Annotated in this window: 17 protein-coding genes and 4 tRNA genes; 4 read left to right on the forward strand and 17 right to left on the reverse strand. The window is 40.6% G+C overall.

All coding sequences use genetic code 11. The features are described from left to right. Window positions 1–74: 74 nt before the first annotated feature. From rpoC to asnS, 14 genes are all read right to left on the reverse strand, one after another. Window positions 75–4,391, reverse strand: a complete 4,317-nt coding sequence (gene rpoC / locus CHU_RS15405) for a DNA-directed RNA polymerase subunit beta' (RefSeq protein ID WP_011586517.1) — start codon at window positions 4,389–4,391, stop codon at window positions 75–77. A gap of 50 nt (window positions 4,392–4,441) precedes the next feature. Next, window positions 4,442–8,317 carry a DNA-directed RNA polymerase subunit beta gene (gene rpoB, locus CHU_RS15410; RefSeq protein ID WP_011586518.1) on the reverse strand — a complete coding sequence of 1,292 codons (3,876 nt, stop codon included), beginning with the start codon at window positions 8,315–8,317 and terminating at the stop codon, window positions 4,442–4,444. A gap of 135 nt (window positions 8,318–8,452) precedes the next feature. Next, the gene (rplL, locus tag CHU_RS15415) at window positions 8,453–8,824 is read right to left on the reverse strand and encodes a 50S ribosomal protein L7/L12 (protein ID WP_011586519.1); all 372 of its coding nucleotides are present in this window, start codon (window positions 8,822–8,824) and stop codon (window positions 8,453–8,455) included. 65 nt (window positions 8,825–8,889) lie between these two features. Beyond that, window positions 8,890–9,393, reverse strand: coding sequence for a 50S ribosomal protein L10 (gene rplJ, locus CHU_RS15420; protein WP_011586520.1), 504 nt, complete (start codon window positions 9,391–9,393; stop codon window positions 8,890–8,892). 27 nt (window positions 9,394–9,420) lie between these two features. Continuing rightward, window positions 9,421–10,119 (reverse strand): 50S ribosomal protein L1, encoded by a 699-nt coding sequence (gene rplA / locus CHU_RS15425; RefSeq protein ID WP_011586521.1) that lies wholly within the window; start codon window positions 10,117–10,119, stop codon window positions 9,421–9,423. A 14-nt stretch (window positions 10,120–10,133) separates the two neighbouring features. Then, window positions 10,134–10,577, reverse strand: coding sequence for a 50S ribosomal protein L11 (gene rplK, locus CHU_RS15430; RefSeq protein WP_011586522.1), 444 nt, complete (start codon window positions 10,575–10,577; stop codon window positions 10,134–10,136). 4 nt (window positions 10,578–10,581) lie between these two features. Next, window positions 10,582–11,139, reverse strand: coding sequence for a transcription termination/antitermination protein NusG (nusG, locus tag CHU_RS15435; RefSeq protein WP_011586523.1), 558 nt, complete (start codon window positions 11,137–11,139; stop codon window positions 10,582–10,584). A gap of 23 nt (window positions 11,140–11,162) precedes the next feature. Then, on the reverse strand, window positions 11,163–11,345 hold the full coding sequence (gene secE, locus CHU_RS15440; RefSeq protein WP_011586524.1) for a preprotein translocase subunit SecE: 183 nt from the start codon (window positions 11,343–11,345) through the stop codon (window positions 11,163–11,165). A gap of 17 nt (window positions 11,346–11,362) precedes the next feature. Then, window positions 11,363–11,433 (reverse strand) — tRNA-Trp (locus CHU_RS15445). A 109-nt stretch (window positions 11,434–11,542) separates the two neighbouring features. After that, the gene (gene tuf, locus CHU_RS15450; RefSeq protein WP_011586525.1) at window positions 11,543–12,730 is read right to left on the reverse strand and encodes an elongation factor Tu; all 1,188 of its coding nucleotides are present in this window, start codon (window positions 12,728–12,730) and stop codon (window positions 11,543–11,545) included. A 65-nt stretch (window positions 12,731–12,795) separates the two neighbouring features. Further along, window positions 12,796–12,868 (reverse strand) — tRNA-Thr (locus CHU_RS15455). A gap of 16 nt (window positions 12,869–12,884) precedes the next feature. Then, window positions 12,885–12,957: transfer RNA gene (locus tag CHU_RS15460), tRNA-Gly, on the reverse strand. A 79-nt stretch (window positions 12,958–13,036) separates the two neighbouring features. Continuing rightward, window positions 13,037–13,122 (reverse strand) — tRNA-Tyr (locus CHU_RS15465). A gap of 171 nt (window positions 13,123–13,293) precedes the next feature. Continuing rightward, window positions 13,294–14,688, reverse strand: coding sequence for an asparagine--tRNA ligase (asnS, locus tag CHU_RS15470; RefSeq protein WP_011586526.1), 1,395 nt, complete (start codon window positions 14,686–14,688; stop codon window positions 13,294–13,296). Between the two features lie 126 nt (window positions 14,689–14,814). On the opposite strand from asnS, the gene rpoN reads away from it, so the two are divergent. From rpoN to CHU_RS15485, 3 genes are read left to right on the forward strand one after another with little or no spacing between them, the layout of a single operon-like run. After that, window positions 14,815–16,266, forward strand: a complete 1,452-nt coding sequence (rpoN, locus tag CHU_RS15475; RefSeq protein ID WP_011586527.1) for an RNA polymerase factor sigma-54 — start codon at window positions 14,815–14,817, stop codon at window positions 16,264–16,266. A 5-nt stretch (window positions 16,267–16,271) separates the two neighbouring features. After that, window positions 16,272–16,958: a hypothetical protein gene (locus CHU_RS15480; protein WP_011586528.1), complete on the forward strand. Its 687-nt coding sequence runs from the start codon at window positions 16,272–16,274 to the stop codon at window positions 16,956–16,958. Between the two features lie 5 nt (window positions 16,959–16,963). Then, window positions 16,964–17,719, forward strand: coding sequence for an enoyl-CoA hydratase/isomerase family protein (locus CHU_RS15485; RefSeq protein ID WP_011586529.1), 756 nt, complete (start codon window positions 16,964–16,966; stop codon window positions 17,717–17,719). Between the two features lie 455 nt (window positions 17,720–18,174). On the opposite strand, the gene ispF is transcribed toward CHU_RS15485, so the two are convergent. The 3 genes from ispF to CHU_RS15500 all read right to left on the reverse strand — a co-directional run bounded on the left by ispF (window position 18,175) and on the right by CHU_RS15500 (window position 20,258). Beyond that, the gene (ispF, locus tag CHU_RS15490; protein WP_011586530.1) at window positions 18,175–18,654 is read right to left on the reverse strand and encodes a 2-C-methyl-D-erythritol 2,4-cyclodiphosphate synthase; all 480 of its coding nucleotides are present in this window, start codon (window positions 18,652–18,654) and stop codon (window positions 18,175–18,177) included. Then, entirely contained in the window at window positions 18,644–18,880 is a 237-nt protein-coding gene (locus tag CHU_RS15495) for a hypothetical protein (RefSeq protein WP_011586531.1), read from the reverse strand. The genes ispF and CHU_RS15495 overlap by 11 nt, the downstream gene beginning before the upstream one ends. A 142-nt stretch (window positions 18,881–19,022) precedes the next feature. Beyond that, window positions 19,023–20,258, reverse strand: coding sequence for a M16 family metallopeptidase (locus CHU_RS15500; RefSeq protein WP_011586532.1), 1,236 nt, complete (start codon window positions 20,256–20,258; stop codon window positions 19,023–19,025). Window positions 20,259–20,396: 138 nt separating this feature from the next. Between CHU_RS15500 and CHU_RS15505 the strand changes: the two genes are divergently transcribed. Beyond that, on the forward strand, window positions 20,397–22,376 hold the full coding sequence (locus tag CHU_RS15505) for an alpha-ketoacid dehydrogenase subunit alpha/beta (RefSeq protein ID WP_011586533.1): 1,980 nt from the start codon (window positions 20,397–20,399) through the stop codon (window positions 22,374–22,376). Window positions 22,377–22,443 lie beyond the last annotated feature (67 nt).

A 22,443-nucleotide genomic window follows, 5' to 3' on the forward strand; every position in this document is an offset into this window, starting at 1 on the left:
TTATAGACGCTTTTAGAAAAAACAAGGGCAAAGGTTATAAGAACCAGTGCCCTTGTTTATTTTTTCAATATTTATTAACTCTGTTGTAACTCGCCTTTGCGGGCAGCATTGAAGGCTTCTTTCGAAGCGATCAAACTATCGTATTCTTCTTTTGATCCTACGATAATGTCATTGAATACACGCTGACCTGTACCTGCAGGGATTAAGTGACCTACGATTACGTTTTCTTTCAAGCCTTTTAAGAAATCTACTTTTCCTCTTACTGCTGCTTCGCTGAGTACTTTTGTCGTTTCCTGGAACGACGCTGCAGAGATGAAACTTTCTGTATCCAAAGAAGCTTGAGTAATACCTTGAAGTGTTGGCATAGAAACTGCTGGTTCAGCATCTCTAACTACTACCAAACGTTGATCCTTACGTTTCAAGCTAGAGTTTTCGTCTCTTAACTGACGTGCAGTAATGATCATACCTGGTCTTAATTTTTCTGAGTCGCCACATTCTACAACAACTTTCTTATCCAGGATATTATCGTTTTCTTCTCTGAATTTGAAACGATCCACTGCCTGGTTTGTTAAGAAAGATGTATCCCCGGCTTCGATAATCTGAACCTTTTGCATCATCTGTCTAACAATAATCTCAATGTGTTTATCATTGATTTTTACACCTTGCAGACGGTATACTTCTTGAATTTCATTTACAAGATATTCCTGAACAGCTGTAGGTCCTTTGATTGATAAGATATCTGATGGAGTAATTGCTCCATCTGTCAACGGATTTCCTGAACGGATGAAATCGTTGTCCTGAACAAGGATGTGTTTGGAAAGCGGTACCATGTATCTCTTTTTAACACCATCTTTTGATTCAATAAAGATCTCTCTGTTACCTCTCTTAATTGCGCCGTACGTTACGATACCATCAATCTCACTTACTACAGCAGGATTAGAAGGGTTACGTGCTTCGAACAATTCAGTTACACGTGGAAGACCACCCGTAATATCTCTTGTTTTACCAACAGAACGAGGGATCTTAACTAATACCTGACCAGGTTTAACATCCTGTCCATCTTCAACTGCTAAGTGGGCGCCTACCGGGATGCTGTATCCTTTTGGTTCGCCTTTCTTATGGTTTACAATGATTGCAGGGTTTTTCGTTTTATCTTTTGTATCAACAATAACTTTTTCTCTGTGGCCAGTCTGTTCATCAGATTCTTCGCGGTATGTTACACCTTCTTCGATTGAATCGAATTGGATTGTACCTTCGAATTCAGATAAGATAACAGCGTTATATGGATCCCAGAAGCAAAGTTCCTGACCTTTTTTAACCGTTTCACCATCTTTCACATTTAAGAATGCACCGTATGGAACGTGGTTACTCAATAACGTTTTGCCAGATACCGGCTCAACGATACGAATCTCACCTGAACGGCCCATTACTACAGTTACTTTATCGCCTTCTAAGTTTGTAGATTGAATTACTCTTAAATCATCAAAAGCAACTACACCATCAAACTTAGCTTTGATGTTTGCATCAACAGTAATGTTAGATGCCGTACCACCCACGTGGAATGTACGAAGTGTTAACTGTGTACCTGGTTCACCAATGGATTGTGCTGCGATAACACCTACAGATTCTCCAATACCAACCATTTGACCGGATGACAAGTTTCTACCGTAACATTTTGCACAACATCCTCTTCTTGATTCACACGTAAGAACGGATCTGATTTCAACAGATTCAATGCCTGAATCATCTATGCTTCTTGCAATTTCTTCTGTAATTTCCTGTCCGGAAGAAACCAACAATTCATTTGAAATAATATGGAATACATCGTGAACGCTTACTCTACCAAGGATACGTTCTGTTAACGGTTCAACGATATCGTCGTTGTCTTTTAATGCAGAAACTGTAAGACCTCTTAATGTACCGCAATCCTGTTCGTTGATAATTGCATCTTGTGCGACGTCAACCAAACGACGTGTTAAGTAACCTGCATCGGCCGTTTTAAGGGCTGTATCGGCAAGACCTTTACGAGCACCGTGTGTAGAGATAAAGTATTCGATTACATCCAGACCTTCTTTGAAGTTGGAAAGGATCGGGTTTTCGATGATCTCACCAACTGAACCTTGTAAGTTCTTTTGTGGCTTAGCCATCAAACCTCTCATACCACCTAATTGACGGATCTGCTCACGAGAACCACGTGCTCCGGAGTGCATCATCATGTAGATCGGGTTGAAACCTTGCTGATCAGCTTCAAGCTGTTTCATCAATGTATCTGTGATCTCAGAGTTCACACGCGTCCAGATATCAATAACCTGGTTGTAACGTTCGTTGTCTGTGATAAGACCCATTAAGTAGTTGCTCCATACTGAATCAACTTCTTTCTTAGCGCCATCGATCAATGTATTTTTATCAGCGGGGATACCAATGTTATCCAAACCGATAGAAAGACCACCTCTGAAGGCCATCTGGAATCCGATCTGCTTGATATCATCCAGGAACTTCGCAGTTTTAGACATACCAGCGATCTTGAATACCATACCAATGATCAACTGTAATTTTTTCTTCGTTAACAGTTCGTTTACGAAACCTACTTCTTCCGGAACTACTAAGTTGAACAATACTCTACCGGCAACGGTATCAATCATTTGTTCAACTAATTCACCGGCATCTGTACGTACGATACCTTTAACTTTGATATGTGCATGTTGTGATAAGCGACCTTCGTTGATAGCGATCACAACTTCTTCAGCACCGTAGAATGCCATACCTTCACCTTTGATCGGGTGCTCAGGTGTAGACTTACGGCCTTTTGTTACATAATATAATCCAAGAACCATGTCTTGAGATGGTACTGTAATTGGCGCACCATTCGCAGGGTTCAGGATGTTATGAGATGCAATCATCAATAATGATGCTTCAAGAATAGCCTCATGTCCCAGTGGAACGTGAACCGCCATCTGGTCACCATCGAAATCGGCGTTGAAGGCAGTACACACTAAGGGGTGTAACTGAATTGCTTTTCCTTCAATCAATTTTGGCTGGAATGCCTGAATACCTAAACGGTGAAGTGTAGGAGCACGGTTTAAAAGGATCGGGTGACCTTTCAATACGTTTTCAAGAATATCCCAAACAACCGGATCTTTACGATCCACTATTTTCTTAGCAGACTTAACTGTTTTTACGATACCACGTTCGATCAGCTTACGAATGATAAATGGCTTGAATAATTCAGCTGCCATATCTTTCGGAAGACCGCATTCGTGCATTTTCAATTCAGGTCCTACAACGATTACAGAACGGCCAGAGTAATCGACACGTTTACCAAGTAAGTTCTGACGGAAACGTCCCTGCTTACCTTTCAACATATCTGAAAGTGATTTCAATGCTCTGTTACCTTCTGCACGTACAGCGTTTATCTTACGTGAGTTGTCGAACAATGAATCTACCGCTTCCTGAAGCATACGTTTTTCGTTACGTAAGATTACTTCCGGAGCTTTGATTTCGATCAATCTTTTCAAACGGTTGTTACGGATAATAACACGTCTGTAAAGATCATTTAAATCGGATGTAGCGAAACGACCACCATCCAACGGCACTAATGGACGTAATTCCGGGGGAATCACAGGAACCATGCGGATAATCATCCATTCCGGTTTGTTTTCTATACGGGATCTTGCATCACGGAAAGCTTCAACAACTTTCAAACGTTTAAGCGCTTCCGCTTTACGTTGCTGAGAAGTGTCGTTTGCTGCCGCATGACGTAAGCTGTATGATAATTCATCTAAGTTCAAACGGGAAAGAAGTGTTTCTAACGCGTCTGCACCCATCTTAGCGATGAATTTATTTGGATCTTTATCGTCTAATAATTGATTCTCACGAGGAAGTTTATCTAAGATATCCAGATATTCATCTTCAGTAAGGAAATCAAGGTAGTTGATACCGTCTTCAGATTTAACACCTGATTGAATAACAACATAACGTTCGTAGTATATGATCTGATCAAGTTTCTTTGTAGGTAAACCTAACATGTAACCGATCTTGTTTGGTAATGAACGGAAATACCAGATGTGTGCTACAGGTACAACTAATTCGATGTGACCCATACGTTCACGACGAACTTTTTTCTCTGTTACTTCAACCCCGCAACGATCACAAATAATGCCTTTGTAACGAATACGTTTGTATTTACCGCAGTGACATTCCCAGTCTTTTACCGGACCGAAAATCCGCTCACAGAACAAACCACCCATCTCTGGCTTGTATGTTCTGTAGTTGATTGTTTCCGGTTGTGTAACCTCACCATGAGAGCCTTCAAGAATTGATTCTGGAGAAGCAAGACTGATGGTTACTTTTGTGAAATCGTTATTCAGTTTTTTGTTTTTTCTGAACGCCATTTTTTTCTGTGTCTATTGGTTAGCCAAAAGGTTCTAAAACTATTATGATATTAGTGAAGTGTGATCTCAAGAGCTAAACCTCTAAGTTCATGCACCAATACATTGAATGATTCCGGGATGTTTGGTCTCGGTAGGTTTTCGCCTTTAACAATACATTCGTATGTTTTAGCACGACCTACAACATCATCAGATTTCACTGTAAGGATTTCCTGAAGAATGTTTGCTGCACCGAATGCTTCAAGTGCCCAAACCTCCATTTCACCAAAACGCTGACCACCGAATTGAGCTTTACCACCCAACGGTTGTTGTGTAATAAGAGAGTATGGCCCGATAGAACGAGCGTGCATCTTATCATCAACCAAGTGACCAAGTTTCATCATATAAATAACACCTACCGTAACTGGTTGGTCAAAAGGATTACCGGATAAACCATCTACCAGTTTCGTACGACCGATTGTAGGTAAACCTGCATCTCTTAATTCGTTGATTACTTCTTCTTCAGAAGCACCATCGAAGATTGGAGTTGCATATTTTCTACCTAATTTCTTGCCGGCAAGACCTAATAATGTTTCATAGATCTGACCGATGTTCATACGCGAAGGTACCCCAAGCGGGTTAAGTACGATATCAACCGGAGTTCCGTCTTCTAAGAATGGCATATCTTCATCACGGACAATACGGGCAACAACCCCTTTGTTACCGTGACGACCAGCCATCTTATCACCAACTTTCAACTTACGTTTCTTAGCAATGTAAACTTTTGCTAATTGAACAATACCAGCAGGTAATTCATCCCCAACTTCTAATGTGAAGCGCTCGCGTTTGAATTTACCAGCAGTTTCATTACGTTTTGTCAAATAGTTTTTAACTAAACGTAAAACGTTTTCGTTAATTTTTTTATCAGATGTCCAATTATCAATAATCAAATCACCTAATAAGTTCGCTTCTTCCTGAACGTTATAATTGCTCTCATCTCTGTATGGGTTTTTGTCCGGGAAGACATTCGCCTCAATATTTTTACGGGAGAATTTAACACCTTTAGAAATTACTTCATCTCCGAATTTATGCTTAACACCTTGAGAAGTCTGTCCATCCAATAAAGCAGCAAGCTTTTCGATCATTTGCTCTCTTAAAGCTAAAAGATCTTTGCTGTACTTACCTTTTATTGTCTCAACTTGCTTCTTAGATTTTATACGCAAATCTTTATCCTTTTTAGGACGGGAGAACAATTTCGTATCAATAACAACACCACGTAAAGATGGAGGCGCTTTCATAGAAGCATCCTTAACATCACCTGCTTTATCACCGAAGATCGCGCGAAGCAATTTCTCTTCCGGTGTAGGATCTGATTCACCTTTAGGTGTGATTTTACCGATTAATATATCACCTTCTTTAATTTCAGCACCCGTACGAATAATACCGTTTTCATCAAGATTTTTAACGGCTTCTTCACTTACGTTTGGAATCTCAGAAGTTAATTCTTCTTCACCACGTTTTGTATCTCTAACTTCTAATTCAAATTCTTCGATGTGAATTGAAGTAAAGATATCATCACGTACTACTTTCTCACTGATAACAATCGCATCTTCGAAGTTATACCCTTGCCAAGGCATGAACGCTACCATTAAGTTTCTACCTAATGCTAATTCACCTTTATCCGTTGCATACCCTTCACACAATACCTGACCTTTTTTAACTCTTTCACCATGTTGAATAACCGGTTTAAGATTGATACAGGTATCCTGGTTGGTTCTTCTGAATTTAATTAAGCTATATGTGATTATATCTGAATCAAAACTTACTAAACGATCTTCATCAGTAAGATCGTAACGCATTTTGATTTCGTTTGCATCTACAAACTCAACAACACCATCTGCTTCTGCAATCAATAATGTTCTTGAATCCATTGCCACGCGTCTTTCAAGACCAGTACCAACAATTGGTGCTTCCGGTCTTAATAAAGGAACTGCCTGGCGCTGCATGTTTGATCCCATCAATGCACGGTTGGCATCATCATGCTCAAGGAAAGGAATAAGAGATGCGGCAACAGAAACAATCTGGTTTGTTGCAATATCAATTAAGTCAACTTTATCCGGAGCAATAACCGGGAAGTCACCTTCATATCTGGCTTTGATACGATCGCTAATGAAGTTACCATTATCGTCGTACATAGCGTTTGCCTGTGCGATGTGTGCACCGTCTTCTTCTTCCGCAGTTAAGAATACCGGTTGGTTTTTAACGTCAACGATACCATCAATAACTTTACGGTAAGGAGTTTCGATGAAACCCATGCTATTTACTTTTGCGTGAACGCAAAGAGAGGAAATCAAACCAATGTTTGGACCTTCAGGAGTTTCGATTGTACACAAACGACCGTAGTGCGTATAGTGAACATCCCGAACCTCGAAACCGGCACGTTCTCTGGATAAACCACCTGGCCCAAGAGCCGACATACGGCGTTTGTGCGTAATCTCAGCCAATGGATTGGTTTGATCCATGAATTGAGATAACTGGTTTGTTCCGAAGAATGAGTTGATTACTGAAGAAAGTGTACGCGCATTGATCAGATCTACAGGTTTGAAATCTTCGTTGTCACGAACATTCATACGTTCTTTGATTGTTCTTGCCATACGTGCAAGACCAACGCTGAACTGGCTGTAAAGCTGTTCACCCATCGTACGAACACGACGGTTGCTCAAGTGATCAATATCATCAACAACAGCACGTGAGTTGATAAGACCGATCAGATATTTTACAATGTTGATGATGTCTTCTTTTGTAAGGACTTTAACCTCACTACCCATGCCGCTACCTAATTTTTTATTAATTCTGTAACGACCAACTTCACCAAGATCATAACGTTTATCACTGAAGAACAGGTTGTGAATGATATCACGTGCTGTCTGTTCATCAGGAGCGTCTGTATTTCTTAATTGACGGTAGATTTGCTCAACCGCTTCTTTTTCAGAGTTTGAGTTATCCTTCTGAAGCGTGTTATAGATGATTGTGTAATCAGCAATATTTACGTCTTCACGGTGAAGAATAATTGATTTAGAACCAGATTCAACAATGATGTTGATGTCTTCTTCTTTAATGATCGAATCACGTTCTAAAAGAACTTCGTTACGGTCGATTGAAACAACTTCACCAGTATCTTCATCTACGAAATCTTCTGTCCATGTACGAAGTACGCGGGCAGCCAATTTTCTACCTATAGCTTTTTTAATATTAGCTTTAGTAGCTTCAACTTCTTCAGATAAACCGAATAAGTCTAATATATCTTTATCACTACCGTATCCGATTGCTCTTAACAGCGTAGTTACAGGGAATTTCTTTTTACGATCAATGTATGCAAACATTACGTTGTTCACGTCTGTTGCAAATTCGATCCAGGATCCTTTGAAAGGAATTACTCTTGCGGAGTAAAGTTTAGTTCCGTTGGTGTGCTTGCTTTGAGCAAAGAATACACCCGGAGAACGGTGCAACTGTGATACGATTACCCGCTCAGCGCCATTGATAACGAAAGATCCACGTTCAGTCATGTATGGAATATTTCCAAGGAACACTTCCTGTTCGATTGTCTGGAAGTCTTCGTTGTCCTTATCGTTACATGTAAGACGAAGTTTTGCTTTAAGAGGTACAGCGTAAGTTAATCCGCGGTCAATACACTCGTCAACATTATATTTCGGCGTATCGATGTTGTAATCGATGAAGTCCAAAATAAAATTATCACGGGAGTCAGAGATTGGGAAATTTTCTGCAAAAACTTTATAAAGTCCCTCTTTGAATCTATTTTCAGCAGGAGTATCAATCTGAAAAAAATCTTTGAAAGATCTAACTTGGATATCTAGGAAATCTGGGTATTCAACCGTACTTCTAGTTTTTGCAAAGCTCTTTCTAAGATTTTGAGTATTGTTAGTTGCCAACGCTTTAATTAGTTTATGTTAGATAATTTAAACTGAAATTTAGCACTATAATTCTGATGGTATACAAACAGGAAAAGACCTGACATGAACTGTCAGGCCTAATGCCGTATCTGATAAACAGAAGAGAATTAGTAATTACTTAATTTCTACTTCAGCACCAGCTTCTTCAAGTTGTTTCTTGATAGCTTCAGCTTCGTCTTTAGATGCACCTTCTTTAACAGGTTTTGGAGCACCATCAACTAAATCTTTAGCTTCTTTCAAGCCAAGACCAGTAAGATCTTTAACCAATTTAACTACTGCTAATTTTGAAGCACCTGCACTTTTAAGAATAACATCAAATGCTGTTTTCTCTTCAACTGCTGCTGCTGCATCACCACCGCCAGAAACTACTACTGCAGCTGCTGCTGGTTCGATACCGTACTCATCTTTAAGGATTGAAGCTAATTCATTAACTTCTTTCACTGTTAAATTAACCAATTGCTCAGCGAACGCTTTTAAATCTGCCATTGTATTATAAATTATTAATGAATTTATTTTTTAAGTATTTGTTTGATTAGCCGAAGCTAATTTTTTTAAGCTTGCTCTGCGAAGACGCGGCTTTCGTTTGTAAGGCCACCGATAACACGTTGAGCTGGAGCTTGTAATAGAGCGATGATATCGCCGATAAGTTCTTCTTTAGATTTGATTGATGCAAGCGCATCAAGTTTGTCTTTTCCAACATAGAAATCTGCGAAAACAGATGCACCTTTAAACTCAGGTTTTGCAACACCACCTTTGTGGAATTGTTTCAAAAGTTTAGCGGGTACGTTTGCTGTGTCGGAGAACATCAGACCAGAAGCACCTTTCAGAGCAGCTCCGTTTAACGCTGTGTGGTCAATATTCAGTTGCTGAAGAGCCTTTTTAATTAAAGAGTTCTTTACAACTTTATATTCAACACCTTTAGAGAAACAAAGTTTTCTGAATTTGTTTACTTGATCTACTGTCATTCCAGAACCATCAGTGATATAGAACGTAGCAGCACCTGCTATTTTCTGTGCAACCTCCTGAATGATTATTGCTTTTTCTTCTTTTGTCATTTGATTACTCGTTTAAGGAGGCTCTTATTACAGACCTGCTACTGAGCTCTTATCAATTGTTATACCTGGGCTCATTGTGCTAGAAAGTGTAATACTTCTAACATATGTACCTTTTGCTGAAGCAGGCTTTAATTTAGCAAGCACTTGCAATACTTCATTCGCATTTTCAAGAATCATCTCCGGAGAGAAGGATACTTTACCAACGCTTGTATGCACGATACCAAATTTATCAACTTTGAAGTCGATTTTACCAGCTTTCACATCTTTCACCGCTTTTGCCACGTCCAGTGTAACAGTACCGGCTTTTGGGTTAGGCATTAAGTTACGCGGACCAAGTATTTTACCTAGTTTACCAACTTTTGCCATAACTGTAGGCATTGTGATGATTACGTCAATATCCAACCAACCACCTTCGATTTTCTGGATATAGTCGTCTAACCCTACGTGATCTGCACCGGCGTCTTTAGCATCCTGAGCTTTGTCAGGTGTACAAAGAACCAATACACGAACATCTTTACCTGTACCGTGAGGAAGCGTCACAATACCACGCACCATTTGATCTGCTTTTTTAGGATCAACACCCAGTCTTACATCAATATCAACAGAAGCGTCGAATTTTGTATAGGTGATTTCCTTAATTAGCGCTGATGCGTCTGAAAGAGAGTAGGAATTATTGACATCAAATTTACTTAGAGCGTCTTTTTGTTTTTTTGTCAACTTTGCCATGACTTTAATTTAAATTAGTTCTCCCACGGTGCTTTACCTGATACTGTTAATCCCATACTACGGGCAGTACCTGCTACCATTTTCATTGCAGATTCTATTTTAAAAGCATTAAGATCCGGCATCTTTGTTTCCGCAATTGTACGGATTTGATCCCAGTTCACAGATCCAACCTTAACACGGTTAGGTTCTGCAGAACCTTTTTTAATCTTAGCTGCTTCCGCTAATAGAATAGCTGCTGGAGGAGTTTTTACGACGAAATCGAAAGATTTGTCTGTGTAAACTGTAATTAATACTGGAAGCAATACGCCCGGTTTATCCTGAGTTCTTGCATTGAATTGCTTACAGAATTCCATGATGTTCAAACCCTTGGAACCAAGAGCCGGACCAACTGGAGGTGAAGGGTTTGCTGCCCCACCTTTAATCTGTAGCTTCACATATCCGGTAATTTCCTTTGCCATTTTCTTACTGGAGTTTTTCTACTTGTATATAATTAAGCTCAACGGGTGTATTACGGCCAAATATTTTAACCATAACGTTAAGCTTCTTCTTTTCTTCGAATACTTCTTCTACACTACCTGTAAACCCGCTGAAAGGACCATCCATAACTTTTACGGTTTCGCCTACAACAAACGGAGTTTCTAGGACAACTTCTCCCACCTGAGAATCATCAACTGTACCCAATATTCTATTGACCTCAGATTGACGAAGTGGAATTGGTTTTTTTGAAGCAGCACCTTCAGAAGCACCCAGGAAGCCGAGAACACCAGGAATACTGGTAATCACGTGGGCAGCCTCACCATGGCTTAAATCTGCTTGTATCAGAACATATCCTGGGAAAAAACTTCTTTCTCTAACTCTCTTTTTACCATTTCTCATTTCATACACCTTCTCGGCAGGAATAAGCACTTGTGGCACATAGTCCACTAGTCTTTGTCTGGTAATTTCGTTTTCAAGGTAAGATTTTACCTTTTTTTCCTGGCCGCTAACAGCCCTAACTACGTACCAATGCAACTCGCTCATGTTCCTTCAGAAAGAATATAAAATTAGTAAATCGACTGTAACACGTTTTTAAACGCGAAGTCGATGAGACCTATAACAATTGCAAATATGATAGATGCAAATAAAACAAGCGCAGAACTACTTTGTAATTCCGACCATTTCGGCCAGGATACATTGGTAGTCAGTTCGTCTATAGAACCTTGTACAAAACTTACTAGTTTCTTCATAATTCACTTTCCTTGTGCACGGGTGGAGAGATTCGAACTCCCATCAGCGGTTTTGGAGACCGACATTCTACCCTTGAACTACACCCGTAAATGCACCCCGGAATTTATAGCCGGGGTGCAAAGATATTAACAATCCTATAAAAAAACAAATGCGTTTCTGAAATAATCAAAAACGCACCTTGTTTATTATTAGATAATTATTTCAATATTTCAGTAACCTGACCAGCACCTACTGTTCTACCACCTTCACGGATAGCGAAACGAAGACCTTTTTCAAGTGCAATTGCAGCGATCAATTTTACAGTAATTGTGATGTTATCACCCGGCATTACCATTTCAGTACCTGCAGGAAGTTCGATTTCACCAGTAACATCTGTCGTTCTCATGTAGAACTGAGGACGGTATTTGTTAAAGAATGGTGTGTGACGACCACCTTCTTCTTTAGAAAGAACGTAGATTTCACCTTTGAACTCAGAGTGAGGTTTTACTGAACCTGGTTTGCAGATAACCATACCACGTTTGATAGATTCTTTTTCGATACCACGAAGAAGAAGACCAACGTTGTCACCAGCTTCACCACGATCCAAGATCTTACGGAACATTTCAACACCAGTAACTGTAGATTTTAAGTTCTCAGCACCAAAACCGATAATGTCAACACCTTCACCAGAGTTAATAACACCTCTTTCAATTCTACCAGTAGCAACTGTACCACGACCTGTGATAGAGAATACATCTTCAACCGGCATCAAGAAAGGCTGATCAGTCAAACGTGGAGGAATCGGAATATCGTTATCTACCGCGTTCATTAATTCTTCGATCGTAGCAACCCATTTTGGATCAGCGTTAAGACCACCTAAAGCAGAACCTTTGATGATGCTCATTGTATCTCCAGGGAAGTTGTAGAATGATAACAACTCACGGATTTCCATTTCAACTAATTCCAACAATTCAGGATCATCAACCAAATCTACTTTGTTCATGAACACAACCATTGCAGGAACACCTACCTGACGAGCAAGAAGGATGTGCTCACGTGTTTGTGGCATAGGACCATCTGTAGCAGCAACTACAAGGATAGCACCATCCATCTGCGCAGCACCTGTAACCATGTTCTTCACGTAATCCGCGTGACCTGGACAGTCAACGTGTGCATAGTGACGCGTTGCAGTAGCGTACTCAACGTGAGAAGTATTGATCGTAATACCTCTTTCTTTTTCTTCTGGAGCGTTATCGATCTGAGAGAAATCTCTTTTCTCAGCCAAACCTTTATCAGCCAATACTTTTGTGATTGCTGCTGTTAAAGTAGTTTTACCGTGATCGACGTGGCCAATAGTACCAACGTTAACGTGTGGTTTTGAACGGTCAAAATTTTCTTTTGCCATATTTGAAAATCCTCAATTTAGATGTTATAGTATACGTAAAGATGTTATTCAATCATTTCATATAGAGCCAATGACGGGACTCGAACCCGTGACCCCTTCCTTACCATGGAAGTACTCTACCAGCTGAGCTACATCGGCTGTTAAGAAACACTAGAGCGAAAGACGAGGTTCGAACCCGCGACCTATAGCTTGGAAGGCTATCGCTCTACCAGCTGAGCTACTTTCGCAATTTGACCAGACTTCAAAAAACAAATCCTAATATTCAAACGGCTTCCGAACATTATTTTGGATTTGAAGTATAGTCTCTGGTGGGGGAACAAGGATTCGAACCTTGGAAGACATAAGTCAGCAGATTTACAGTCTGCCCCAGTTGGCCGCTTTGGTACTCCCCCATTTAGAATTTAAATTCTTTTCAAGAATTCAGAGAACAATCTTAAGAACCTCAAAAACACTTTTTGGTGCTTCAGCCATTTTTAAGAGAGTGCAAAATTATAGGGTTTTTTATTTAATTCAAACTTTTTGGAATAAATAATCTATAATTTTGCACAATTAAATGAAAGGGTTTAAAATTCAGCACTTTGTGGAGTACGAGGAAATGGAATTACATCGCGGATATTTCCCATTCCGGTAACAAAAAGCATCAAACGCTCAAAACCTAGTCCAAAACCACTATGCGGAGCAGATCCAAACTTCCTCGTTTCAAGGTACCACCAGATGTCATTTTCATGAATTCCGACTTCTTTGCAACGCTCCTGTAATTTTTCTAAATTGTCTTCCCGCTGAGAACCGCCGATAATTTCGCCAATGCCCGGGAACAAAACATCCATGGCACGCACTGTTTTACCGTCTTCGTTCGCTTTCATGTAGAAAGCTTTGATCGCTTTTGGATAGTTTGTTAAAATAACCGGCTTTTTGAAGTGTTTTTCAACCAGATACCGTTCGTGCTCGGATTGAAGATCAATACCCCACTCAACCTTATATTCAAATTTTTGTTTTGTAGCAATCAGAATATCAACAGCTTCCGTATAATTTAAGCGTACGAAGGGTGTTTCAACCACGCTTTTCAAGCGTTCGATCAATTCCTTGTCATACATTTCATTCAGGAAATTCAGGTCATCTATGCAGTTATCAAGGGCATATTTTACCAGATATTTCAAAAACTCTTCTGCAAGATCCATGTTGTCCTGAATTTCATAGAACGCCATTTCCGGTTCAATCATCCAGAACTCCGCCAGATGGCGCGTGGTGTTCGAATTCTCTGCCCGGAAGGTCGGACCAAAGGTATATACCTCCCCTAGCGCCATAGCAGCTAATTCACCCTCCAGCTGACCTGAAACGGTAAGGTTGGTAGCCTTGCCAAAGAAATCTTTTGTGAAATCCACTTCTCCTTCTTTTGTTTTAGACGGATTCTTTAAATCAAGGGTTGTTACCTGGAACATAGCTCCGGCACCTTCTGCATCTGATCCGGTAATGATTGGCGTGTGTACATACACAAATCCTTTTTCATTGAAGAAGCTGTGCACGGCAAAAGCCATGGCATGACGCAGGCGTAATACGCAGCTGAATGTGTTCGTACGGGGTCTTAAATGTGCGATCTCTCTTAAAAACTCTAAGGAGTGTCCTTTTTTCTGCAACGGATATGTTTCCGGATCGGCAACACCAATTACTTCCAGTGTATCCCCCTGCACTTCGATGGATTGCCCGGCACCCTGAGAAGTTACCACTTTCCCGGATATGCTGATGCATGCTCCCGTTGTTACATCTTTTAATTGCTCTTCGTTAAATTTAGCAACATCAAGAACGATTTGTATGGTATGGATGGTTGACCCATCATTTAAAGCAACAAAAGCAACGTGTTTATTCCCGCGTTTCGTTCTAACCCAGCCTTTTAGCACCACTTGCTGATCTATGTACTGGCTTGAATTACTTAGTAATTCTTTAATTTTTATCCTTTTCACGTTGTATGCGTTTACAGTAAGTAAAGCGCAAAAAAAGGATATTTTATCTTTTTAATCAAAAAGAATTTCAAAAATGCTCTATTTTTGTTTGAAAGCACGTTTACATTGTGTCTATTTTAAGATTTTATGCAAAAATTAAGTATTCAGCAGCAGTTATCTCAGAAACTATCTCCCCAGCAGATTCAGTTTATAAAACTATTGCAGATACCGGCAGCAGAATTAGAATCCCGTATTGAAGAAGAACTGGAGATAAACCCTGCATTAGAAGAAGGAAAAGAAGAGCAGGCAGAGGAAAAAGATTCCAATGAAGAAGAATTTTCAGATTCAGATGATGATTATTCAGATGATGAACTGGATGTTCAGGAATATATCCGCGATGAAGATGTAGCCGGCTATAAAATGCAGGGCGACGGGCCATCGCAGGACGATGAAGAGCGTGAATCTCCATTAGCAGGAACAACTTCTTTAACCGAAATGCTTTTAAATCAACTGGGTTTTTTACGCCTGGATGAACGGCAGACAAAGATTGCCGAACAGTTGATTGGCAGCATTGATGAAGATGGATATATCCGCCGGAATTTAGATCTGATTGTTGATGACCTGGCCTTCTCTCAAAACATTGAAACCAATGTAGAAGAGATTGAAGAGGTCTTATTCCGCATACAGGACTTTGACCCTGCAGGCATTGGTGCACGCGACTTACAGGAATGTTTGCTGTTACAGATCGAACGCAGACATATGGATGAGCCTGAGGTTATGCTTGCACACAACATCTTGAAAGATTGCTTTGATGAGTTTACAAAAAAACATTACGACAAAATTCAAAAGAAATTTGACGTAGATGATGAATCTATAAAAGCTGCGGTTAATATCATCACCAAGCTGAACCCTAAGCCAGGCGGCACTTCCGGAGATGATATCAAAACACAATATTTAATGCCTGATTTTATTCTGCAAACAAATAACGGCGAACTGGAATTGTTTTTAAATTCTAAAAACGCACCGGACTTACGCGTAAGCAGAAATTATTCTGAAATGTTTGAGACGTACGACAAGAGCGCTAAGAATGATAAAAAACTGAAGGAAGCTGTCACGTTTGTAAAACAAAAACTGGATGCTGCGAAATGGTTTATTGAAGCGATCAAACAGCGCCAGCAAACGTTACTGAAAACCATGCATGCTATTTTAGAATTCCAGAAAGAATTCTTTTTTGAAGGGGATGAAAGTTATTTAAAACCGATGATCCTGAAAGATATTGCGGATATGGTGAACATGGATATTTCAACCATTTCACGCGTTGCAAATAGTAAAGCTGTACAGACGGAATTTGGAATCTATCCGCTGAAATATTTCTTTTCTGAAGGTATCGCGACCGACTCCGGCGAAGATGCCAGCAGCCGGGAAGTAAAACATATTCTGAAAGAAATCATCGACGGAGAGCAAAAGAAGAAGCCGTTGTCGGATGAGAAGTTAGAGAAAGAATTGAATAAAAGAGGGTATAACATTGCACGAAGAACGGTTGCAAAATACCGCGAACAATTGAACATTCCGGTAGCACGTTTAAGAAAGGAATTATAATAGTTATGACGTATACAACACAAAAAAACAGTTGGTATTATCTTTCGTTGGTTGTATCGTATCTTCTGCATCCGGTATTTATCCCGACATATATTTTTACCACGTTTTTATTCTTTGGTAATTATGTATTTGATCCGTATTCGGAACATCAGCAGGTGTATGTTGTTGGCCTGATATTTATTACTACCGCATTGATCCCTTTGATCATGCTGAGTTTGAATTTATTGATCCTGCGCAGAAAAATAACAAACGATGAATTGTTAATGAATTCCAAACGCGACAGAGTGGTACCTTTTTTTTATGTAGGTATTTATTATTGCAGTCTGTCGTATATGTTTTATACGCATTTAAATTTTCCGTTATTATTAACCTGCTTAATGCTTATCATAAGTGCTGCGGTACTGGTAACGGCCTTTATAAGTTTATTCTGGAAAATAAGTGCGCATGCACTATCGCTCGGAGCAAGCTTAATGATCTTTATACTGATTCATACCATCATGCCAAGCGATCATTTTTTATATGTGATCATGGCAACATTATTATTAAGCGGCATTACGCTTTCAAGCCGCTTACGGTTAAACGCCCATACACAGGAACAAACCTATGCAGGCTATTTACTGGGAATACTTATCAGCGCGCTTGGTCTTTATTTTTTACTGCCAAATCTTTTTAGTTTTTCATTTAACCTGTAATAGCTATGTCACTTGTACGTTCAGAAATAATCAATAAAGCAGCATTCATTTCAATGAACCGTCCGGAGGTATACAACGCCTTAACGGTTGAGCTGATTGAAGCTTTAATTAAAGCGTTTGAAGCAGCTGAAAAAGATGCTTCGGTTGAATATGTTATACTGAAAGGAGAAGGGAAAGGCTTTTGTGCGGGGCTTGATCTGCAATGGGCATTAACTATACAGGGCGATCAGGTAGTTGAGCTGGTTGAAAATTACTTCAATAAATTAACATCCGCTATACACCTGTGCAGCAAACCTGTGATCTGTCTCTTACACGGCCCGGCCAGCGGTGCGGGTGCATCGTTGGTATTGGCATGCGATCTTGTATTTGCCTGCGAAGAAGGCTCTCTCGCGTTTCCATTTTTAGGTTTGGGTTTACAACCGGACACGGGCATGAGCTATTATTTAAAACAACGGGTAGGTTATCATCAGGCATTTGAATGGCTGTTGGAAGGGAAAAAATTATCCGTTGAGGAGGCATTAGCACACAAGCTGATCCAGAAACGGTTTACGGATGAAACAACCATGACCGATTATCTGGGCTTTTATCTGAAATCGTTATATCAGCTACAGCCGGGTGCCAGCAAATCTTTGAAGTCGCTTTTAATCGGACAGGCTTCGTTTGAACAGACATTAGCTAAAGAGGCAGAACAGCAGGCACTGGCCGTTAAAGGCGGGATGCTGAAAGTGAAGATTGAAGAATTTTTTAGTAAGAAGAAATAGTTGCGAGGTACTAGGTACTAGTTGCTTAAGGAGGGAAGTACTAAGTATTGAGTACGGAGTACATTTTGACTAAAAATGTAGTCAGAGACTACAAATAATAGACACAGTCCACGCTACGCTAAGACTGGGATTCATCTGATACCAGAGTTACGTGCTTTTTTTGCTAAAAAAAGCAGGATCACCGAAGTACCCCACAGGGAGACCAGGAGGAGACCACAGGGAGACCCTAAGAAGCCTACCTGAAACCATTAAATCAGACTACCGTTCGATCGATCATATATAGAAAAATACAGCTACCAGCCGCTAAAAAAATACGATGTGCAAGTAGTTTACAGCAGAAAAAGTTCCATAAAAACCGGCATAAATTCCAGTAAATAAAATAAAACTTATGTGTTTTTTGATCTGCTATGCAACCTGCAGGGTAATATGCGTAGGGGCAACCGCAAGGGTTGCCTCTACGGTTTAATCAACAATGCTACCGCGTACGCATTCACGCCTTCTTCCCGGCCCACATAGCCAAGCTTTTCATTTGTCGTTGCCTTGATTGAAATATCTTCTACGGGAATGCTCATGGCTTCTGACAAGGCCGTTTGCATGCGTTCGATATGCGGATTGATCTTTGGCATTTCTAATGCAAGGGAAGCATCTACGTTGCTGATCTCCCAGCCTTTTTCGCGGATCATGCGGCATACTTCTTTCAGCAGGACTTTAGAATCCACACCTTTCCAACGATCGTCGGTATTTGCAAAATGGAAACCGATGTCGCGCATGTTTGCTGCACCTAAAATTGCATCACAGATAGCATGGATCAATACATCGGCATCGGAGTGGCCGTCCGGGCCTTTTGTATATTCAAGCTGAATACCACCAAGCCACATGGGTCTGCCTTCTTTTAATTGGTGAACGTCGTATCCGAAACCTACTTTAATTTTCATGTTGTTTATTATTTAATAATGCAGTCAATCCGCCGCGGCGGACTGCCAAATAAAAGGCACCAGTCACCGCTTCGCTAAGACTGGCGCCAGGAGCATTACTTTGAATATTAGCATTACAAAGTTTTCCTATCGTAGTCTTGTATAGTCTTTCTTTTTTTATCTTCCGTTCTTTTACCTTTCCGCCGCGGCGGAGCAAAAGAACCAAAAAATCAAGGCTGTGTTTCAAAAAGGCTAAAATCAGAATTCGTTCCGCTAACGCTGCGAAATCGTCCTGAAAAAGGACTAGTTGCAGCGTTTAAAAAGCTCCACGAATTCTGATTTCTTAACGCCATTTGAAATAAGGCCGATTAAATTTAAAGAATCTTTTACTATATCGATTTATAATACAGCGTAGAACAATTTTCAGGTTGCAGAACTGTTTTCGCAACGCGTGAAATATCTGCTGTGGTTACTTTTTGTATGTTCGCAGCTTCTCTGTTTACGATTTCCGGATCGCCTAACATCGCTGCATATGCCAGGTTCATGGCTCTATTCAGCACTTCTACTTCACCAAACAATAACGTTGACTCTGCCTGGTTTTTTACTTTGTTTAATTCCTTTTCAGAAAACTGTTCCTGTGTAAATTTCTCTATCAATTCTGAGATTGCATCGTCCGCGTCTTTCAATTGAACACCTTTGGAAAGTTTTCCATCGATCACCAGCAAGCCGGGATCCACGGAACTCATAATATATGCATTCAATGATGAGAACATCTTTTTTTCCTGAACCAGCTTATCATACAGACGGGATGATTTTCCTCTGCCTAATATATCGCTTACCAGATCGGTTGAATAAAAATCGGCCGATAATTTTCCGCCCATGTGGTACGTCTTATACAGCGCGTCTAACGGTACTTTTGCTTCTGTCTGTTCGAAGCGTGCTGCCGTTTGTTTCGGTTCTGCCGGAATGTTTCGTTTTCTTCTTGTACCGGAAGGAATCGGGGCAAACCATTTTTCAGAAAGTTTTTTTACCTGTTCCAGCGTTACATTTCCGGCAACAACCATGTACGCATTATTCGGCAGATAGTACGAATAAAAGAAGTCGCGCACATCATCCATGGTTGCTTCTTCAATATGTGAAATTTCTTTACCGATGGTTGCCCATTTGTACGAATGTTCTTTATATGCAAGCGGGCGCAGCTTCAGCCACACATCGCCATAGGGCTGGTTCAGGTAACGCTGTTTAAATTCTTCAATCACTACGCTTCGCTGCACTTCCAGTACTTTCGGGTCAAACGACAGCGCCATCATACGATCGCTTTCCAGCCAGAAAGCGGTTTCAATATTATTAGCCGGAATGGTAATATAATAGTTGGTTATATCCGGAGACGTGAATGCATTGTTTTCTCCACCCGCTTTCTGAAGCGCTTCATCGTAAGATGGAATGTGTTTAGAACCGCCAAACATTAAGTGTTCAAAGAGGTGTGCAAAACCCGTTTTAGTAACTACTTCGTCTTTTGAACCTACATCATATAAAATATTTAACGCTGCCATGGAGGTTGTACGGTCTTCGTGTACAAAAACTTTCAACCCGTTATCTAATACAAAAGAAGAATATTCAATCATTTCAAATTCATTTTCAACAAAAATAGAAACAGAAGCCGTATTTTTATACCTTATTGACTAAAAGCTTTACACCAAACACAAATTATTCTTTTACTTTGTACTGGAATATAGCTGAGGAATGAGGCAAAAATACGTGGTATGATAGCATTTGAACGGAATAATATAGATCAGGAAACGCTTATACGCTTGTACAAAGAGCTTGTAAAGCCCAGAATGATAGAGGAGAAAATGTTGTTTCTTCTGCGCCAGGGTAAGATCTCCAAGTGGTTTTCGGGGATTGGTCAGGAAGCCGTTTCGGTAGGTGTTGCGTGTGCGCTGGAGAAAGAAGAATATATTTTACCGTTACACCGGAACTTAGGAATTTTTACCAGCCGCGGGGTTCCTTTGCACCGGTTGTTCTGCCAGTTCCAGGGAAAACCTTCCGGCTTTACAAAAGGCCGAGACCGTTCGTTTCATTTCGGCAGCAAAGAACATCACATTGTGGGCATGATCTCACACCTTGGCCCGCAGATGGCGGTAGCAGACGGCATTGCCTTAGCAGAGAAATTATCCCGAAGCAACCGTGCCACATTGGTATTCACCGGTGATGGCGGTACCAGTGAAGGCGATTTTCACGAAGCATTGAATCTTGCTTCCGTATGGAATTTACCCTTGATCTTTTTGGTAGAGAACAATGGCTATGGCTTATCTACGCCGCTGGAAGAGCAATTCAAAATAAAGAGTTTTAAAGAAAAAGGACCGGCATACGCAATTGAAACACATACCATTGATGGGAACAATATTTTAGAAGTATATTCTAAAATCCGTGTGCTTGCAGACTATGTGCGCAGAGAATCACGTCCGGTACTGGTAGAAGCCATTACTTTCCGCATGCGCGGGCACGAAGAAGCATCCGGTACCAAATACATTCCCGAACAATTATTTGAAGCCTGGGCAAAAAAAGATCCGGTTGAAAATTATGAACGGTATCTTCTGAATGAAGCGATTCTCACCATACAGGAGATTGAATCCATTAAACAAAAAATAAAGGACGGGATCGATGAAGCGTGGCAGTATACGGAAAATGAAAAAGAACCGGTAGCGGATGCTTCGATCGAAGAAGAAGATATGTATGCACCTTATGTACATATCAGAACCCGTCCGCGTACTACATTGAAAAGCCCGAAACGTTTTATTGATGCTATAAGCGATGGCTTACGGCTTGCGATGGATAAGTACCCGCGACTGATTCAAATGGGCCAGGATATTGCGGAATACGGTGGTGTGTTTAAAGTTACGGAAGGTCTGGTTGAGCGTTACAGCAAAGAGCGTGTGCGCAATACACCGTTGTGTGAATCGGCTGTTATCGGTGCAGGTTATGGTCTTGCGATAAAAGATTATAAATCGGTGATCGAAATGCAGTTTGCCGATTTCATCACCAGCGGTTTTAATCAGGTTGTTAATAATCTGGCAAAATCGCATTACCGCTGGGAGCAGGCGGCAGATGTAGTTATCCGCATGCCTACCGGTGCAGGTACCAGCGGAGGCCCGTTCCATTCTCAATCCAATGAAGCGTGGTTTTTCCATACACCGGGTTTAAAAATCGTTTACCCTTCAAATCCGTATGATGCCAAAGGACTTTTACTGGCAGCGATTGAAGATCCGAACCCGGTTTTGTATTTTGAACATAAAGCCTTGTACCGTTCCATCACGGAAGAAATTCCGGATGATTATTATACCGTTCCGATCGGCGAGGCGATTTTGGCTGAAGAAGGTGACGACCTCACCATTGTAGCTTATGGAAATGCTGTCTGGTGGGCTAAAGAAGCGGTCAAAAAAGAAGCTGCCTCTGCGGATATCATTGACTTGAGAAGTTTGCTGCCGTGGGATAAAGAACTGGTTCTTAAAAGTGTACTTAAAACAGGCAGGGTGCTCGTTATAAATGAAGATACCTTAACAGGGTCCATTTCAGCTGAAATTGCTGCCTGGATCAGTGAAAATGCCTTTGAAAGCCTGGATGCTCCGGTAATGCGTGTAGGAAGTCTGGATACCGCTGTCCCCTTTTCTAAATCCCTGGAAGATAATTTTCTTCCGGTTAAGCGTATTCAGGATAAATTGAAGGAACTTCAATACTACTAATCCCGTTATAAGCATAGCATTTAATTGTAAATACTTTGTAAAATAGGTAGATTTACCTCATACTCAT

Origin of the sequence: Cytophaga hutchinsonii ATCC 33406, from assembly GCF_000014145.1 — a bacterium.
Lineage (GTDB): Bacteria > Bacteroidota > Bacteroidia > Cytophagales > Cytophagaceae > Cytophaga > Cytophaga hutchinsonii.

Coding starts and splice junctions, on each gene's coding strand:
- rpoC (WP_011586517.1), bottom strand. CDS start 4,391: ATGGCGTTCAGAAAAAACAAAAAACTGAATAACGATTTCACAAAAGTA.
- rplL (WP_011586519.1), bottom strand. CDS start 8,824: ATGGCAGATTTAAAAGCGTTCGCTGAGCAATTGGTTAATTTAACAGTG.
- rplJ (WP_011586520.1), bottom strand. CDS start 9,393: ATGACAAAAGAAGAAAAAGCAATAATCATTCAGGAGGTTGCACAGAAA.
- rplA (WP_011586521.1), bottom strand. CDS start 10,119: ATGGCAAAGTTGACAAAAAAACAAAAAGACGCTCTAAGTAAATTTGAT.
- rplK (WP_011586522.1), bottom strand. CDS start 10,577: ATGGCAAAGGAAATTACCGGATATGTGAAGCTACAGATTAAAGGTGGG.
- nusG (WP_011586523.1), bottom strand. CDS start 11,139: ATGAGCGAGTTGCATTGGTACGTAGTTAGGGCTGTTAGCGGCCAGGAA.
- secE (WP_011586524.1), bottom strand. CDS start 11,345: ATGAAGAAACTAGTAAGTTTTGTACAAGGTTCTATAGACGAACTGACT.
- tuf (WP_011586525.1), bottom strand. CDS start 12,730: ATGGCAAAAGAAAATTTTGACCGTTCAAAACCACACGTTAACGTTGGT.
- rpoN (WP_011586527.1), top strand. CDS start 14,815: ATGCAAAAATTAAGTATTCAGCAGCAGTTATCTCAGAAACTATCTCCC.
- CHU_RS15480 (WP_011586528.1), top strand. CDS start 16,272: ATGACGTATACAACACAAAAAAACAGTTGGTATTATCTTTCGTTGGTT.
- CHU_RS15485 (WP_011586529.1), top strand. CDS start 16,964: ATGTCACTTGTACGTTCAGAAATAATCAATAAAGCAGCATTCATTTCA.
- ispF (WP_011586530.1), bottom strand. CDS start 18,654: ATGAAAATTAAAGTAGGTTTCGGATACGACGTTCACCAATTAAAAGAA.
- CHU_RS15500 (WP_011586532.1), bottom strand. CDS start 20,258: ATGATTGAATATTCTTCTTTTGTATTAGATAACGGGTTGAAAGTTTTT.
- CHU_RS15505 (WP_011586533.1), top strand. CDS start 20,397: ATGATAGCATTTGAACGGAATAATATAGATCAGGAAACGCTTATACGC.